Source organism: Veillonella seminalis (assembly GCF_003992065.1).
Lineage (GTDB): Bacteria > Bacillota > Negativicutes > Veillonellales > Veillonellaceae > Veillonella_A > Veillonella_A seminalis.
In genome coordinates, this window is the sequence record NZ_RQUZ01000007.1 from 99,060 (window position 1) to 117,035 (window position 17,976).

18 protein-coding genes are annotated in these 17,976 nt (G+C 46.7%); 1 reads left to right on the plus strand and 17 read right to left on the minus strand.

The window, feature by feature from the left end:
* Positions 1-122: 122 nt before the first annotated feature.
* The 17 genes from hpt to EO126_RS06135 all read right to left on the minus strand — a co-directional run bounded on the left by hpt (position 123) and on the right by EO126_RS06135 (position 16,825).
* Positions 123-665 carry a hypoxanthine phosphoribosyltransferase gene (hpt, locus tag EO126_RS06050; RefSeq protein WP_006556382.1) on the minus strand — a complete coding sequence of 181 codons (543 nt, stop codon included), beginning with the start codon at positions 663-665 and terminating at the stop codon, positions 123-125.
* Positions 666-2,087, minus strand: a complete 1,422-nt coding sequence (gene tilS / locus EO126_RS06055; protein WP_127007960.1) for a tRNA lysidine(34) synthetase TilS — start codon at positions 2,085-2,087, stop codon at positions 666-668.
* Positions 2,088-2,179: 92 nt separating this feature from the next.
* Positions 2,180-3,076: a Ppx/GppA phosphatase family protein gene (locus EO126_RS06060; RefSeq protein WP_127007962.1), complete on the minus strand. Its 897-nt coding sequence runs from the start codon at positions 3,074-3,076 to the stop codon at positions 2,180-2,182.
* A 52-nt stretch (positions 3,077-3,128) separates the two neighbouring features.
* Positions 3,129-3,620, minus strand: a complete 492-nt coding sequence (locus EO126_RS06065; protein ID WP_006556379.1) for a S1 domain-containing RNA-binding protein — start codon at positions 3,618-3,620, stop codon at positions 3,129-3,131.
* Between the two features lie 185 nt (positions 3,621-3,805).
* A complete protein-coding gene (locus EO126_RS06070; protein WP_127007964.1) occupies positions 3,806-4,114 on the minus strand; it encodes an FtsB family cell division protein in 309 nt (102 codons plus the stop codon).
* Positions 4,115-4,272: 158 nt separating this feature from the next.
* On the minus strand, positions 4,273-4,749 hold the full coding sequence (gene folK / locus EO126_RS06075; protein ID WP_127007966.1) for a 2-amino-4-hydroxy-6-hydroxymethyldihydropteridine diphosphokinase: 477 nt from the start codon (positions 4,747-4,749) through the stop codon (positions 4,273-4,275).
* Positions 4,750-4,761: 12 nt separating this feature from the next.
* The gene (gene folB, locus EO126_RS06080) at positions 4,762-5,124 is read right to left on the minus strand and encodes a dihydroneopterin aldolase (RefSeq protein WP_127007968.1); all 363 of its coding nucleotides are present in this window, start codon (positions 5,122-5,124) and stop codon (positions 4,762-4,764) included.
* A complete protein-coding gene (gene folP, locus EO126_RS06085; protein WP_127007970.1) occupies positions 5,124-5,960 on the minus strand; it encodes a dihydropteroate synthase in 837 nt (278 codons plus the stop codon). The genes folB and folP overlap by 1 nt, the downstream gene beginning before the upstream one ends.
* Entirely contained in the window at positions 5,938-6,519 is a 582-nt protein-coding gene (folE, locus tag EO126_RS06090) for a GTP cyclohydrolase I (protein ID WP_127007972.1), read from the minus strand. Before folE ends, folP begins: the two co-directional genes overlap by 23 nt.
* 11 nt (positions 6,520-6,530) lie before the next feature.
* Complete coding sequence (locus EO126_RS06095) at positions 6,531-8,087, minus strand: ABC-F family ATP-binding cassette domain-containing protein (protein ID WP_127007974.1); 1,557 nt, start codon at positions 8,085-8,087, stop codon at positions 6,531-6,533.
* A 78-nt stretch (positions 8,088-8,165) separates the two neighbouring features.
* A complete protein-coding gene (locus tag EO126_RS10935) occupies positions 8,166-10,442 on the minus strand; it encodes an amidohydrolase (protein WP_225723677.1) in 2,277 nt (758 codons plus the stop codon).
* Between the two features lie 82 nt (positions 10,443-10,524).
* Positions 10,525-12,123, minus strand: a complete 1,599-nt coding sequence (locus EO126_RS06110) for a peptide ABC transporter substrate-binding protein (RefSeq protein WP_127007976.1) — start codon at positions 12,121-12,123, stop codon at positions 10,525-10,527.
* Positions 12,124-12,145: 22 nt separating this feature from the next.
* The gene (locus EO126_RS06115; RefSeq protein ID WP_127007978.1) at positions 12,146-12,964 is read right to left on the minus strand and encodes a serine hydrolase; all 819 of its coding nucleotides are present in this window, start codon (positions 12,962-12,964) and stop codon (positions 12,146-12,148) included.
* Between the two features lie 12 nt (positions 12,965-12,976).
* Positions 12,977-13,936, minus strand: a complete 960-nt coding sequence (locus EO126_RS06120) for an ABC transporter ATP-binding protein (protein WP_225723676.1) — start codon at positions 13,934-13,936, stop codon at positions 12,977-12,979.
* Positions 13,933-14,982: an ABC transporter ATP-binding protein gene (locus EO126_RS06125; RefSeq protein WP_127007982.1), complete on the minus strand. Its 1,050-nt coding sequence runs from the start codon at positions 14,980-14,982 to the stop codon at positions 13,933-13,935. The genes EO126_RS06120 and EO126_RS06125 overlap by 4 nt, the downstream gene beginning before the upstream one ends.
* Entirely contained in the window at positions 14,979-15,896 is a 918-nt protein-coding gene (locus tag EO126_RS06130) for an ABC transporter permease (protein ID WP_127007984.1), read from the minus strand. The genes EO126_RS06125 and EO126_RS06130 overlap by 4 nt, the downstream gene beginning before the upstream one ends.
* Positions 15,893-16,825: an ABC transporter permease gene (locus EO126_RS06135; RefSeq protein WP_006556366.1), complete on the minus strand. Its 933-nt coding sequence runs from the start codon at positions 16,823-16,825 to the stop codon at positions 15,893-15,895. The genes EO126_RS06130 and EO126_RS06135 overlap by 4 nt, the downstream gene beginning before the upstream one ends.
* A gap of 246 nt (positions 16,826-17,071) precedes the next feature.
* Between EO126_RS06135 and EO126_RS06140 the strand changes: the two genes are divergently transcribed.
* The gene (locus tag EO126_RS06140; RefSeq protein WP_127007986.1) at positions 17,072-17,908 is read left to right on the plus strand and encodes a pyridoxamine kinase; all 837 of its coding nucleotides are present in this window, start codon (positions 17,072-17,074) and stop codon (positions 17,906-17,908) included.
* The last annotated feature ends 68 nt before the right edge of the window (positions 17,909-17,976 follow it).

The window sequence follows — 17,976 nt, forward strand, 5'->3', positions numbered from 1 at the left end:
AAATGTCTCAATATGATTTATTTATCACTACTATATCGAAAAAATATATTCTGACAAACATATTACCATATTTTAGATTAACATACAATGTATTTATCAGATACATTGACTATAGTCATTCATTATTTAGTCGTATACACTTCTTCTTTGAGTACGCCGATATATGGCAAATTGCGATATTTTTCAGCATAATCAAGGCCGTAACCAACCACAAAGTAATCGGGAACCACAAACCCCTGATAATCCACATGCACATCGACCGTGCGACGATCAGGTTTGTTAAGCAAGGCCACCAAGCGAACACTCTTCGCATTGCGGGATTTTAAGTTTTCCAATAAATAATGAAGCGTATTCCCCGTATCCACAATATCTTCTACAACGATAACGTGCTTACCTTCCACCGGTTTGTCCAAGTCTTTTAAAATGCGAACTACACCGCTGCTTTCAGTGCTGTTGCCGTAACTGGAACAGGAGATGAAATCCAAAGCCACATTGCCTTCGATGGCTCTCGCCAAATCGGCAAAAAATACTACGGCGCCTTTTAATACGCACACGAGAACTACGTCCTCGCCTTTATAATCAGCAGAAATTTGTTTACCCAATTCGGCAACACGTTCCCGCAAGGCTTCTTCAGTGATTAATACTTCCTTAATGGAATCCAACATTTACTTCTCCTCCTCGATAGAACAAGCCCAATATTCAGTCGTTTGCTCATCCCACACAATTGTGGTCGTCTTCGGCTTCACTGTTTGAAATACTACTTTATCGCCGCACACAAACCATAAAGCATCACGCTCCTCAGTCGCCACTTTACAATCTATAAGCCAGTCTTTTAACTTTTTGTGCCCCCATATACGGCCGTCACGCCGTCGAAGCACTATGCGGTCGCCCGGTTGTCTGTGCCGAATCACCGGCCCTTTCGGTGCCAGATAACGCGGAATCAACAGATTTTCACCGGTCTGTAAAGGCATCGGCTCCTCTGCCGGCCCCGACCAAGACAAAGCACGCAAACCCGTCACTTGAAAACGGTGCGTTATCAAATCAGTTACTACTAAACGTCCAATTTGTATTATATCATATTGTGCCGCAACCTTCACCTGTGAACACATAAATAGTTTTCTTTTTTGTCCCTTTATCACTTGCCGCAGTTCTTCAACATGAGCCGAACTAAACGTATTGCCCGTGTCAAAAAGGCCGAAAATATAACGCCATAAGCGATAAAACAGAGCATCAGGCAAAGAGGCCACTTCATGACGTTTTAACTCCAAATACGGCGTACCGTCGGCAGCCTTTTTAAAAACAGAACACAGTTCGTTAAATCTTCGCTCTGTTTCGGCCGTAAGATACGTTTCATCGGCGCTCACATGCTCACCCAAGCGTGCCAGCACGGCCACGATATTGGGGTTAAACTGCTGCAATAACGGCAAGACTTCAAGGCGCAAGCGGTTGCGCATATAAATCGGTTCATCATTTGTCGCATCAAGTGCAAACGGCAGGCCCGATTCCTTGACATAGCCTAAAATATCGTTTTTCGTGACGCCTAAAAACGGACGCCATATATCGCCCGCAAGCACCTGCATGCCCTGTAAACCGGCCGTGCCGCTGCCGCGTATCAAATGAGCTAAAATTGTTTCCGCCTGGTCATTTTCATGATGAGCCGTAACTATATATTCATAGCCCTCACTGCGACATATCTTTCTAAAAAATTCATAACGCAAACGACGGCTCACCGTTTCAACAGACTCACCGGATGCCTTTGCTTCAACCCCGGCATCAATCACCAACGGATAGAAAGCTAAGCCATAGTCCGCCGCATACTGCTTAACCATTCTGAGTTCCGCTTTACTTTCAGGTCGTAAGGAATGATCTACACAGGCCACACCGATTGACAAAGCGCTTTCCGTTTCCAAGCCCTTATTCGTAATCAGCCAGTGTAGCAAAGCCATCGAATCAGGACCGCCGGAGCAGGCTACCAATACCTTACTGCCACCGGGCACCATTCCCCGTTTTTTTTCAAAAGCAGCTACTTTAGCTTCAAAAACACTTTTAAATTTACCATCCGTATTGTTTGAGCCCGTCATCGCCATGTGTACACCTCCTTACGCCTCACTAAATCGTTTAGCTCACTAAACTGTTTAGTACAAAATATATTCTGTACTTCTGTTTATTATACCAATATTTATTTTACCAATCGTTGTTGCATGCCTTCCATGCCGTCACGCTCACTCACAATGACATGGGGAATTTCATGCCAATCCATGAAAGATGTTAAAATTTCGGCACCCGCCACAATAATATCCGCTCTCGTGGCCGGTAACCCGGGTACCTGTAAACGTTCTTCCGCCGACATATAGCGAAGTTCCAAGATCATCCCTTCAATTACGGCCCGAGTCAATTGATGCCCCTGAATAAGTCCCGGATTATATTCCGTCATTTTTAAATACATGGCCGCCAAAGTCGTGGCCGTACCGCCTACCGCAATAAACTCACCGAACAGACCTTCAATCAGCAACGGATCAAACCAAGGACGAGTTTCCTGCCATACTTCTTGCGGCCCTTCATCGGAACGGTCTTTAAGACGCACCGCCCCAATCGGATAGGAACGATTCCAATAAGCACCATCCTTTGTACCTAACGCAATTTCCGTACTGCCGCCGCCGATATCGATTAACCCGAAATGGCGATCATCTCCGGGGAATGAGCTGATAGCACCGGCAAAACCGAGTGCCGCTTCCTCTTCGCCGGTAATAACATTCGGTTCCATCGGACAAACCGCTGTCGCTTTGGCCATAAATTCCTTACCGTTAGCCGCTTCACGAACGGCACTGGTAGCCACACCTACGACACGCATAGCACCGTAATTTTCAATGAGAGTTTTAATTTCAGTCAACGCTGCTAAACTGCGTTCCATAGACTCTTCCGTTAATTGGCCGTCAGCAGCGCGTTTACCCAGCCGTGTGGTCCACAAACGTTTCGGTTCATTGTGCCAGGTCTCACCGTCATAGGTACCAAGCAATAAACGTAAAGAATTGGAGCCTAAATCAACAATCGCCGCTTTTAATACTGTATCTGCCATAATTTCCTCCTAAAACAAAAAGATGATGCGAAGCTTCGCATCATCTCACTGCTTAATCTCTGCGACCTCCACGACCGCCACGTTTGGATTCCGTATTACGTTTTAAATCCGTCAATCGTTCTTCGCTGTCTTTTAAGAAGCGACTCATCTTATCTTCAAAGGACATACCGCCGCTTTTGCGTTCAAAAGAATTACGGCGATTGCCATCGTGAGCACTGCGAGCATGCCCGTCATGTTGACGAGGGCGGAATTCTCTTTCTCTAGGTTCACGATTGTCAGTTTTTGGCGCTCTTGGCGCAGCTTCCGGCTTAGGTAATGTTTGCTTAATGGATAAGCTGATCTTACCTTTTTCATCCACACTCAAAACTTTAACCTTAACTGTGTCTGCTTCTTTAATAAAATCCGAAATATTTTCCACATATTCATTCGCTACTTCTGAAATGTGCACCAAACCCGTTTGTTTGTTACCTAAGTCTACAAACGCACCAAATTTCGTGATCCCCGTAACAGTGCCCTCAAGAACACTACCGACTTCAATGGCCATGCTAACCCAATGTCCTCCTAAACTACTAATAAAACGTTGTGCCGTAATACATGCACACTAAATTAATTATATAGGTGTATGAAAAACCTTGTCAACTGATATTTCACGAATGTATCGGCTTGCATGACAATAAGCAAATCCCCTGTCAGATTACTGTCTGCTGTGCCGATTATCGCTCGTACAGTCTACTTCACATACGGTACTTCGCCCGGTTTGACAAGCCCCAATTCGTCACGAGCCACATCTTCAATCGCTTGCGGATCCTGCAAACGCTGTTTATCCTGCTCTAACGCTTCATTACTCTTCTTTAATTCTTCAATTTGAATTTGCAATTGATGTTGCTGCTGTTTAATAGCATAAATATCATACATCGTTCGCAAAATAAAAATAGCCCCTAACGCAACAACAAGAATCTGTAACCACATTATTATTTTACTGCGTTTCGGGCGCTCCTGTCGTCCCCTCACGGGGCTTCGTTTTATCTCCTCTGCCATAGTCCGGTTCCTCATCGTCTTGCACTGTCTAAATGAGCCTATTATAACACCAATATCGAAGTCCTTCAATGAAATGTTGGTCATCAGACAACTTGACTTTACTACCACTCCAATCATTACAGACCCTTACGTCATAAATCAACGCTTCCGGTTCGGCTTTATGCGTCTGCCAATGCCGCTATTCTCGATTCAATCGACTCCCCATGATACCTGAACTGAGGATATAATTCCGAAAGCGGTATCAATACAAAAGCGCGCTCCCACAAATAAGGATGCGGAATTTGAAGTCGTTCGGTTTGAACGTTCACTATATCACCGGTTTCGGTTTCCGCCCACACAATATCCAGATCAAGGGTACGCGGCCCCCAATGAATAAGACGTTCCCGACCAGCTGCCTTTTCCAAAGCCTGCATAACATCCAACAAAGCTTCCGGTTCCAAGGTAGTTACAACCTTGCAGGCACCGTTTAAAAACGGGCCCTGATTAGTATTCCCCCAAGGTTCCGTCTCAAGCCATTTTGAAGTCGTCACGGAATCAATCGCCTCATGACGACGTAAACCTTCAACCGCATCAGTTAAGTATTTTTCACGATCGCCCAAATTAGAGCCCAGGCTGAGATAATATATATACTTCATCAAGCAGCCTCTCTACATTTGACCGCGTGTAATCGTTATTTCCGCATAATCGAGCATGCCCGGAATCGGCACGGCCGGTTTACGAATTGCTACGGCGAGGCCGATAATACCGCGATAATTGTTCCACAATTCATCGGCAATCAAAGTGCCCACTTTTTCCAATAATTTCTGCGGTTCACCCGTGACGATGCGTTCCACCGTATTATATACGTCCACATAGTTAATAGAATCTGCCAAATCATCGGACTGACCGGCTTTGGTCAAATCTATCAAAATTGTGACATCCACAAAAAAACGCTGCCCCTGACTGTTTTCCGATTCCAAGTTCCCATGATACCCGAAAAAGCCCATGTTTTTTAATACAATCTTATCCATTAGAACTCTCCTCTCAGCAAGGCATCTGCAACAGTTAACGCTTTTTTGTGCATATCTACATTGTGCACGCGTACCATGTCAATTCCTTGGATTAAGCCGGTAATACAAGCGGCTACAGTGCCTTCATCCCGTTGATCGGGCGGGCAATCGTTCAACATAGCGCCAATAAAACGCTTGCGACTAGGTGCCAAGAGCACCGGATATTCATAAGCCGTCAATTCACCGAGACGTTGCATAACTTCAATATTCTGAGCTCCGGTTTTACCGAAACCGATACCGGGATCCAACCAGATATTTTGTGGCTGAACGCCCTCTTTTAAGGCAATATCAACAGAAGCGAAGAAAAAAGCCTTCATATCTTCGATAATATCACCATAGTTCGTATCATTCTGATTGTGCATGATAATAACCGGCACCTTATGCTTAGCTGCTACGGCTGCAATATCGGGGTCGTAGCGCAAGCCCCAAATATCATTGAGAATGTGAGCACCATGAGACAATGCACAATCGGCTGTTTCCGCACGATAGGTATCAATGGACACAGGCATCTTCGTTGCTTCCAAAACAGGCCCCAACAAAGCTTCCATGCGGTTGATTTCTTCCTGCACGGAAATATGCGTATGACCCGGTCTTGTGGATTCCACGCCGAGATCGATTAAATCGGCACCTTGTGATTCCATTTCACGGGCATAAGCAATAGCCGCATCCGGTGTATTATATTTACCGCCATCGGAGAACGAATCGGGGGTACCGTTTAAAATTCCCATGATCAAAGTGCTGTTATTGAGCACCAATGTTCTGCCGTCATTCCATTTATAACTGCGTCGTTTGAACATCCGTTGAACCTCCTAAAATAGTCAATGCTTCTTCCCGAAGCTGTCCCGTCCGGCTTAAAACACCGCGACATTCCATGGTCACAACGGCCGTTCCTTGTTGTAACTCGCCTTTAATAAGCATACATAAATGCGTTGCTTTAATGCGTACCATCACGCCTTCAGCCTCTAAATCGTTTTCCAGCGCCGTGGCAATTTCACGCGTCATGCGTTCCTGCAACTGCGGGCGACGGGCAAACAGATTAACCAAATCGCTGAGCTTACTGAGTCCGGCTACGCGACCGTCCTTCGGCTGATACACAATGTCGGCGGTGCCGAAAAAAGGCATCAAATGATGTTCACATACAGAATAAAACGGGATACTCGTTACCGCTACCAAGCCTTTGTAGTCGGTAGGAAAAATATCCCCCCATATATCGGCACTGGATTTATTCATACCGACAAACAGCTCTTCATATAAACCGGCTACACGCTGCGGCGTATTCTCCATATCAGCCGCTTTTAAATCAATCCCCAAGGCTGTTAAAAACTGTGCCACACCCTCACTGGCCTGTTCTTTCATGACAAAATCTCCTATACGATTTTAGTCGTCCACGATTCAACATTCCATTCGTCCGTAATCCATGAGCGATAAAATTCAGGTTCATGACTGACTACTAAAATCGTTCCTTTAAAACGACGTAGCGCATCGGCCAACTCTTCCTTAGCGGCTACGTCCAAATGATTCGTCGGTTCGTCCAAAACCAACACATTATACGGCTCCTGCATCAATTTGCAGAGTCGTACTTTCGCATTCTCACCACCCGATAAGACGCGCATCTGACTCGTAATATGCTCATTTGTGAGCCCGCAACGGGCAAGAGCTGCGCGCACTTCCGCATTCGTCATGGCGGGATATGCATTCCAAATATAATCAAGTGCCGTCATATCATTATGGGCACTGTCTTCCTGTTCAAAATAGCCAACCTGTAAAAAGTCGCCTCGTTCAACCTCACCGGCAAACGATTTAATTAAGCCCAATAAAGTCTTAAGAAGCGTCGTCTTACCGAGCCCGTTAACACCGCGCACGGCAATTTTCTGACCGCGTTCCAAGACAACATCCACCGGCTTCGTAAGCGCCGAGTCATAGCCCAACACTAAATCTTTGGCACTTACCACAAAACGGCTTGGCGTACGCCCTTCTTTAAAACCGAACGACACCTCCAAATGAACCTTCGGTTTTTCCAAAATTTCCATCTTCTCCAAACGCTTAGCACGGGAATTAGCCATACCGCGTGTAGCCACACGAGCTTTATTACGCTGAATGAAATCTTCCATACGGGCAATTTCCTGTTGCTGGCGCTCGTAAGCTTTAATCGCTTGGGCACGCTGCACTTCATAAGCCGCCAGGAACTGTTCATAGTTCCCTGTATAGCGGGTTAACTGCGCCTGCTCGATGTGATAAATCACATTGACTACGGAATTCAAAAACTCCATGTCATGAGAGATGAGAATAAAAGCATTTTCATAGTTTTGCAAATAATTCTGTAGCCATGCAATATGCTCTACGTCCAAATAGTTGGTCGGTTCGTCTAAAAGCAAAATCGTCGGTTTTTGCAATAAAAGCTTCGTCAAAAGTACCTTCGTACGCTGGCCGCCGCTCAGTTCGTTAACGAGACGGTCAAGACCGATGTCAACGAGGCCGAGACCTTGGGCGGTACGCTCGATGGTGGCATCAGTTTCGTAAAAACCGCGGTGTTCCAACTCTTCCTGCCACTCACCGGTTTTCTCCATGAGCTCATTCATACGCTCTTCGTCACAATCGGTCATCTCCATATACGCCGCCTGCAACTCTTTATCCAACTCGAATAAATCGCTAAACGCATCACGCAGTACATCGCGTATGGTTTGCCCTTCTGCCAATACGCTGTGCTGATCCAAATAGCCTACCGTGCCCTTATTAGACCACGCCACGGTGCCCTCGTCCGGCAAAATCTTACCGGTTATGATATTTAAAAACGTAGACTTACCTTCGCCATTAGCGCCGATTAAACCTACATGTTCACCTTTTAATAGTCGAAACGACGCATCATCCAAAATTTGACGGGCGCCGAAGCCATGCGTCACATGTGACACAGTTAGTACACTCATCAGTCATCTCCCAACCGTATATCTAATGTAAAAGCCATCTAAAAAAGACGGCTTAATTTAATCATATATATTTTACCTTTATTTTACAGCTCTGTCAAAATCGCGACCATAGCGCCACCAGTACCGAAGGGCTGTGATGGCCATAATATGAGCACCTTTTTGAATCATGGCAAGCCCTTCCGGCGAACCGGCTCGGGCTGCAAATTCCGGCGTATGAAGTCCCATATCTTCACCGATAGCCAAGGTGAGCTGCACCGTCGGCACCACATGCGACACATTACCCATATCGGTACTGCCTTCCGCCACATTATCAGGAAGGATCGTCGGTGTAGCCCCCCACTCCGTCATAACGGCTTGGGCCAAATCACGCCATGTTTTATCTTCCCGCAAATCTTTAAAAAGCGGTTCATAATGACGCATTGCCACTTTCGCGCCTTGTGCTTTGGCAATCTCTTCAGCCTTAGATCTGACGGCCGGCAGTACAATATCTTCTAAAAATTCCACCGTATGAGCCCGTACGGTCATGTGCAGCACAGCTTCCGCCGGAATCATATTGGGGGCTTCGCCGGCCTCGGTAAATATCTGCCCGATTACCACTTCATCGCCCCACTGATCTTTTAATGCATTAACGGCCGTATATAATTCAACGGCACAAGTCAGAGCATTGATACCGTGGTCTTCTAAATCCGCCACATGAGCCGACCGCCCGATAAATTTTACTTCCAACGGATGACTGGCCAACGAAGAACCACCCAATTCATTCACATCCGCCGGATGTGTCAATAAAGCACCGGCATAGCCGTTAAAAACGCCGGCGTTGGCCATGAATACCTTACCGCCAACCGTTTCTTCCGCCGGACAGCCGAAGAAGGTAGTTAACGCTTCCGGCACAGCCGCCGCAAAACCAATGGCAGCCCCCACGCTCATGGCGGCAATCAAATTATGACCGCAACCGTGACCGAGTCCCGGCAAGGCGTCATATTCACCGAGAAACGCCATTTTAAAGAAACTATCCATATTGCCCTTATCGGCTTTAAGAGACGTGGCCAATTCCGGAATCGTGCCGTCACTCACATCGGTTTTAACTGTAAAGGCCTTGTTCTTCAATACCTTCGTAATCGCCGCTACCGCCTTATGTTCCGTCAGCCCCACTTCGGGATTATCATGTAAATAAGCCGACAAATCGATAAGCGATTGTTCCATGGCCTTAACAGCCTCATGGATACGAGCTTCACGGGCAGCCAAAGAATCCGCATATGTATTAAGGACCGCAACAGACTCTGTAGTAACGTCCGCAACAACATCTGTATTACCGTTCATAACATCAGCTGTATTAACTTCTTTAACAAGGCCGACAGTAACAGCTGTATCAGCATCAACTGGCATATCATTCAGCTTTTCTGTCTCAGCCAACGCGGCCTCGCAATACGGGAATAACACCAATGTATTGGAAATTGCCCTAAAACTTACATAGCTTCCCAATGGCAAGGCTTGATGCGGCGTACCATGACCGGTCGGCACATAGCAAACAAAAGGTTCCGGTGCCGCTTCATCACGTTCAGCCATCATATAATCCATCACATGAGCACCGATTTCATAGTCCGGTTCATCTTCGTCCTCACAGTCCGTAAAAGTACCGAGAGCTACTCCCTTAACACGGCTCAATACGCCCTGACGGCGCAACTGTTGTAACATGCGGTCAATCTTATACGGCGGTTCACCAATATCTTCCAAAAGTAACACCGCATCATCCCAGTCTTCGGGATTCGGTGCGTACGGCGTGCCGCCCAAACTGCATAGAATCGCCAAGTTACCGCCTATAAGGCGACCTTCTTCCATATTGGCACCGATAAAACCGCGCGGCGGAGCCGGCAACGGCTCTACAACCGTTGTTTTACCTTCCAATAAATCAAAAAGATGAGCAACATCCTTTTCACGGCCCGGTTTTAACCAATCCACACCCATCGGCCCGTGATAAGTCACCAAGCGACTGTAACGCCCGATGGCCGTATGCAATGCCGTACAATCACTGTAACCGACAAACGGTTTCTGTGACTTACGAATACCTTCATAATCCAATAAATCAAGATAACGAACCGTGCCGTAACCGCCACGCAAAGCAATAACGGCATCGCAGCTGTCATCCGTCATAAATGCATTAAATTCCGCCGCCTGTTCTTCCGGCGTACCGCCGTAAAGTCCGTGACGGTAACAGGATGCTCCGAATACAGACTTATAACCGTGTTCCTTCACCAAAGCTTCGAGAGCTTCCAAATTTTCTTCCGTAGCCGAAGCGGGGGCCGTAAACGCCAATGTCATCCCCGGTTGTAACCGTTTTGGCAAAATCCAATCCATCACTGCTTCTCCTATCCACTATTCATTGAATATAGCCAATGCATTTAATCATTGGCTATACTCGTCAGCTATACACTTTCACTTATTTACGAAAGGCATGTTTAAATTCAATGGTCCCTAAACTCGACCAGAAATAACCGCCAATCGTGTCACGTACCACATACGGCGTAGTGGTGAAATAAATCGGCATAACCACGGTATCATCAAAAATCATACGTTCCGCTTCATGCATGAGTTCATTACGCAACTTCACATCCGTCGTATTATGAATTCTGTCTATCAACGCATTATAGGCTTCACTGTGATATTGAGCGTCATTAGCCGAATCATAGAAAACATCGAGGAATGTTTGCGGATCTGCATAGTCACCAATCCACGATGCACGAGCCACCTGATAATGACCTTCCTCTCGATTAGCCATAAATACTTTCGTTTCCTGATTCTGCAATTCCACCGTGGCCCCCAATTCATTTTGCCAAATGGCTTGAACCGCTTCGGCAATCGCCTTATGCATTTCATTCGTATTATACAAAATCGTTACGGTAGGCAGCGGTTTATTCGGTCCGTAGCCGGCCTCAGCCAATAACTTTTTAGCCTCCGCTACATTATAGGCAACCAAATTACCACCTTCCGCTCTAAAATCCTGACCGGTTGACTCATCGGTCAGCCCCGGCGGCACAAAGGCATAGGCCGGCGTTTTACCGCCATGCACAATGGTATCAACAATGACCTTGCGATCAATAAGCATAGAAAAAGCTTTACGTACGAGCGGATTATCAAACGGCGGTGCCGTCACATTAAACACATAGTAATATGTCCCCAAAGACGGTGCTACTTTAAAAAGCCCCAGTTTTGTCAAACGTTCCTGGTCGGCTACCGGCGGTTCTACCATTATATCAGCCGCTCCCCCTTCTACAAGGGTGAGACGCGTACTCTGCGATTCACTGATCGGCCATTCCATCGCTTTTAATTTAACGGCCACCGCATCCCAATAGTTTTCATTTTTCACAAACTGCAATTCCGCACTATGCTGCCATTTTACAAGTTTAAACGGACCGTTGCCGATAAGCGTTGCCGCGGAAGTCGCCCATGTATCGGGTGCTTTCGAGACAATATCTTCACGCACCGGATAATACGCATGAAATGCCGTCAAACCCAAAAAGTACGGAGCCGGTGATTCCAAAGTAACGACCAAAGTATGGTCATCCACGGCCTTAACCCCTACATCATCAGCCTGAGCTTTCTCTGTATTATACGCCTCGCCGTTTTTCAAAGCATACAGCATAAACGCATTATTGGCTGCCACTTCCGGATTTAAAGCCCGCTTCCAAGCATACTCGAAATCATGAGCCGTTACCGGTTTACCGTCGGACCAGGTAGCTTCCGGCCGAAGATAAAATGTATAGGTCAACCCGTCCGGCGATATAGTCCATGACTTGGCCACAGCCGGTTCCGGTACATCTTTGGCATTTAGCCGTGTAAGCCCTTCAAAAACAGCCAGCTCTACGGTAGATTCCGGTAAGGTCGAAGACTTGGCCGGATCCAACGTGGACGGCTCCTGCTCTAAGGCATAGCGCAAGGTATCGGGTGGAATCGACTCACCGCCGCGGCTGCACCCCGCCACGAGCACAAGGCCGGTTAACAAAATTAGCAATACACTGTACATCACATATTTTTTCATACGCGACTCCTCATATTGCCGACTAAGGCAATTTATTTTCTAAAAAATCTTTAATACAGCGCCCCATGCGGGCACCGAGCAAAATACCTTCCGTATTGGGTACTTTGGAAATAAACACAATAATACTAAATGTGCCTTTAACCAGCGGCAACAAACCACCGTCATGTTCCACATCATCAAGGACGCCGGTTTTGTGGTGAAACACCACATCTTCGCCCCAGTAAAACGGTAATTTATCGCGAAACTGCTGACGTCCCAACAGTTGCCACATTTCGCGGCCTAACGGGCCCGTTTCCCGTTGACTGTAAATATACTCATATAGAGTCATCAAGTCGAGTACGGTCATTACGTTTTCACGGCCCTCTGCTCTCGCCTTGCTATCCATCATATAGCGATTTAAACGCGTATCATGCAGTCCCAACGACTTAGCAAATTCATTGACATAGTCCATACCGAGCTTGGTAATCAGTAAATTAGTCGCCCAATTATCGCTGAGCACCATCATGAGTCGGCATAGTTCCAAATAAGAAAAACGATGATTCGACTCCAGCTCCTGCAAAGCACCGCCGCCCAAAACTTTGGGGGTCTCCGATAACTTTACGGTCATATCCAATGCCAAATCGCCGTCCGCTACCTTAGCAAATAATGCAGCCATGATAAGGACTTTTATCATGCTGGCACTGGCATGTACCGTCGTAAGCCCGCGCCCGGCAATCTCCGCCATAGCCCGTTCATCATCAAGACGAGCCACCAAATAAGAAATCTGTCCATCCGGGGCCGTTTCTTTAATTAAATGATCTAATTCTATGCCAAGACCTCTGCCGGCCAGAATTTTTTCCATACCACAAACCTCCTAACGCCGCCAACAAGCTACTTTACGTCCTTCACGCAACACTAACGGCGGTTTTGCTTCCCGGCACTGCGCCATTACTTCCGGACAACGCGATGCAAACGGACAGCCCGTAATCGTACTAAGCAGGCTCGGCACTTCACCGCTCAGCACCGGACCGATGCTCATATGCGGTGCCAGCGGCGCATTCAATTGAATAAGTGCTTGGGTATAGGGATGAAGCGGATTTTCGTAAACGGCCTTAGTCGGACCTTCTTCCACAACACCGCCCAAATACATGACGGCAATCCGCTGACTGATATAACGCACCATATTTAAATCGTGAGAAATAAACACATAACTGATTTTTCGTTCCGCTTGCAAATGTTCCAAAAGCGACACAATCTGCACCTGAATTGAAACGTCCAAAGCCGAAATCGGTTCATCGCAAATAATACACTGCGGTTCGCTGATAAGGGCACGGCCTATACCGATACGCTGGCGCTGGCCGCCGCTGAATTCATGCGGATACCGCTCACCTTGTGCCCTGGTAAGACCGACTTGTTCCAATATGTCATCCACTTTGGCCATTTTGTCGGCATGACTTAACGACACATGACCGGTTGTGCGCACCGTTAAAGGTTCCAACAAACTTTGCCGCACCGTCATACGCGGATTTAACGAGGCATAGGGGTCCTGGAATACCATTTGAATATGCTGCAATACATGATCTTGATCGGCTGCACTTTCAATCTCACGATTTGCTACCACAATGCGGCCCGAAGTTTTCGGATATAAACCCATTAAAGTGCGCCCGAACGTAGATTTACCGCAACCGGACTCACCCACGAGCCCCAATGTTTCGCCGGCGGCCTGTGATAAGGATACACCTTCCAAAGCACGTACCAACTGGCTTTGATGTTTTAAAAAACCGCGTCGAACGGTAAAATGCTTAGTTAAATCATGGGTTTCCCAGATATTCATGATTTCACCGTCCCTTCTGTGTTGACTGCCACTTGTTCCGTCGCTTCAACACCATCGATTAAAGTGCCTTTTTTCACGGCACATGGTGTTATTTTAGATTTTGACAACCAACAGCGTAAATTATTTTCCAACTCAGGCATCTCACGAGCACAAATTCGCATAGCTTTCGGGCAACGCGGATGAAATGAACAGCCCATCGGCAAACTATATAAATCCGGCGGTTGGCCGCCGATTGCCTGTAATTTTTCAGTGGCACTGGTCGGTAACGATCTTAAAAGGCCCTGTAAATACGGATGTTTAGGTCTGGCCAACAATTTTTCTACCGGACCTTCTTCTAATACTTGGCCGGCATACATAACGGACATGGTATCACACATTTGCGCAATAACACGCAAATTATGCGAGATAATAATTAATCCCATGTGCTCTTTTTTAACCAGCTCTTTTAATAATAATAAGATTTGGGCTTCCGTTGTTACGTCCAAGGCTGTCGTCGGTTCATCGGCCAAGAGTAAACGGGGTTTGCCGGCTAACGCCATAGCAATGACAACGCGCTGACGCATGCCCCCGCTCAATTCATGGGGATATTGCGTTAAACGTCGTTCCGGATCGGAAATGCCGACCTTCTGTAATAAATAGGCCGCTTCCCCTTTTACATCACGCAACGTTTCACTGCTCCGCTCAGCTCGAAGTTTAATCGCTTCGGTCAACTGCGTACCGATAGATAAAATCGGGTTTAGTGCCGTCATAGGATCCTGGAATACCATAGCCACTTCAGAACCGCATAAGGCACGCCATAAAGATTCTTTAAAAGTAGTACAATCCATGTCGGCCACCTGAAGCTTATCGGCTTTAACAGAAGTAATATCTCTTGGCAAAAGTCCCATTAAGGCCTGCAAAGTAACGGATTTGCCGCAGCCCGACTCACCGACAATACCGAGTACTTCACCGGCTTCCAATTTAAGGGATACACCGCGTACGACCTCTACATCACCGGCAAAGGTATGAAAGGTTACGCTCAAATTTTCCAAATTAACTAAACTCATCGCTTCACCTCTCCTTTCGGGTCTAACGCATTACGAAGACCATCCCCAAAGAACGTAAAGCCAAGCATGGTAATGGCAATGGCCAAAGCCGGTGCCACCAACTGGAACGGATACGAACGAATGGAATTAATACCTTCCGCCGCCAAGACGCCCCAACTAGCCATCGGTGCACTGACACCAAGTCCGATGAAACTCAAGAACGCTTCCGTAAAAATCGCTTCCGGTATAGCCAAGGTCATGGTAATAATAATCGGTCCCACACAATTCGGTAACATGTGACGGAACAAAATGCGCGAAGCCGGCACGCCCATAGAACGAGCGGCCAACACATATTCTTCGTTTTTGAGAGTCACAATGCGACTGCGCACAATACGAGCCATGGTGAGCCAATAAGCAATACCCAAGGCTATAAAAATAGACGTCAACCCCGGTGATAAAACCACCATGAGCAAAATTACATATAAAAGGAGTGGAATACCGTATAAAATATCGATAAAGCTCATCATCAGGCGGTCTGTTTTGCCGCCGAAGAAACCGGCCACACCGCCGTAAATAACCCCGATAACAAGATTGATGGCCGCTGCCACAAAGCCGACCGCCAAGGAAATACGGGCACCATACACAACACGTACATATAAATCACGGCCCAAGGTATCAGTACCGAACCAATGCGCCGCCGACGGAGCCTGATTCGCCTCCGCCAAATTCTGATCCGCATAGGCATACGGTGACAGCCAAGGCCCCACAATGGCAAGCAACAACATACATATAATGATAAACAAGCCGAACAGGGCCAGTTTATTTTCTTTTAACCGATGCCATGCATTCGGACGCGGACGATATACAATATCGGCAGGCGGATCGACTGCCACGCCATGAGTGCGTAACGGTAAAAAATCGTCGGTTAACTTCATGACGCATCCTCCTCTTCCATGGTAACGCGCGGATCCACCAACGGATACAGTAAATCCACCAATAAGTTAAAGCCTACCACCAAAGCGCTGTAGAAAATGGTAACCCCGAGAATAACCGTATAGTCACGATTATAGATGGATGTTACGAAATATTTACCCAACCCCGGAATAGCAAAAATCGTTTCCACAATGAAGCTGCCGGTAAGGAGTGCGGCCGCCAACGGTCCCAAATACGTTAAGACCGGTAAAATCGCATTGCCAAGAGCATGCTTCATAATGATATCCCAATTGGACAAACCTTTGGCACGTGCTGTTTTGATATATTCCTGCTGCAACACATCAAGCATGGTGGAACGCGTCAAACGGGCGATAAACGCCATCGGTTGAGCCCCTAAAGTCAAAATCGGCAGCACCATATAAGCCGGCCCCTTCCACAAAGCGACCGGGAAAATCGGCCACACGAAACCCAACCAATATACGAGCAAAGCCCCGATGATAAAGGTCGGCACCGATATACCCAAAGTGGATCCGAAGGTTATGATATAATCAAGCCATGTATTCGGCTTTAAGGCACTGCCGATGCCGGCCGCTACCCCGCCGATAACCGCAAATACTAAAGCACCCAAACCGAGCTGTGCCGATACGGGAAAAGATTCGCCGATAATATCATTAACCGAACGTCCTAAATATTTATAAGACGGTCCCAAATCAAACTGTACTACATGTTTCATATAATCCGTATATTGAACCCACACCGGATCATTCAAATGATAGGTTGCTTCAATGGTCGCCTTAATCTGTGGCGGTAATTTCTTTTCTTCCGTAAACGGTCCGCCCGGAATGGCATGCATGAGCATAAAGGTAATCGTAATTATGGCCCACATAACGACAAAGGCCCCGATTATACGTTTTAATAAATAGGTACCCACCAATCATCACACTCCTTAGTTGATAATTTTTATACATCTATTATACACGAGTTTAGCCTGTTTTCGCTGTATTTATTATCAATTCGTTGAATGTGTTCTGTATACATCAATCATCTGTCCTATTAAAAATATAAATTCTGTATATTTACATATGACACTTTATTTTTTAAAATGTAGGTCATACGATACAAATCAAGCTTGTCGAGCCAATCGGTGAGCCAAATAATTTAGAAAAGAGGTATGTTTATGAATCCAGTTCCGGTAGTCCTTTCCATTCAAGATATGAGTTCCATTGGTCGTTGCTCCCTTACGGTAGCCATGCCGCTCCTCAGCGCCTTCGGCTCTCAAGCGGTACCATTCCCGACCGCCTTATTATGCAACCATTTGGAATACCCGAATTATGAAATGGTCGACTTCTCCGAACATCCTCGTCCGTTCATGGATTGCTGGGAAAAAAACGGTATCACCTTCGATGCCATTCAAAGCGGTTTCCTCGCCTCCCCTGAGCAAATCCACATCGTAATCGAAGCCATTGAACGCTTTGGCAAAGATAAACCGATTATCGTTGACCCGGCCATGGCGGATGACGGCAAATTATATGCCGTATACAACGACACCATGGTACAGGAAATGCGTAAACTCATTGCCCACGCGGATATTATCAAACCGAACTATACGGAAGCCAGCTTCCTCTTAGGACACAAATACGAACCGGAAACGGTCGATGAAGCCAAAATTCGTCAGTTATGTAAAGAACTTCACGAATTAGGCCCTCGCCACGTTATCATGTCCGGCGTTCCGCATCCGACCGAAGCCATTGTGGCCGTTTACGACGGTGAAACCGATGAATTACAGTTGGTAAGCACCAATCTCGTACCGGTAAAAGCTCACGGTACAGGCGATATTTTCACAGCTGTATTAACCGGTGCTTTGATGCAAGGTTATGACACCTTGAAGAGTGCGGAAATTGCCGCCAACTTCACTACCGATGCCGTTAAATATACGCACGAAACCATCGATTCCATGCGTGACGGCTTGTTATTCGAACGACTCTTGGGTCGTTTGACAGCCTTAATTAAATAGCATAAAGCTGACAGGCTTATAAACGAAGCTGACACTCAGTAAAGCAACTAAAAGCAACTAAAAGCAAC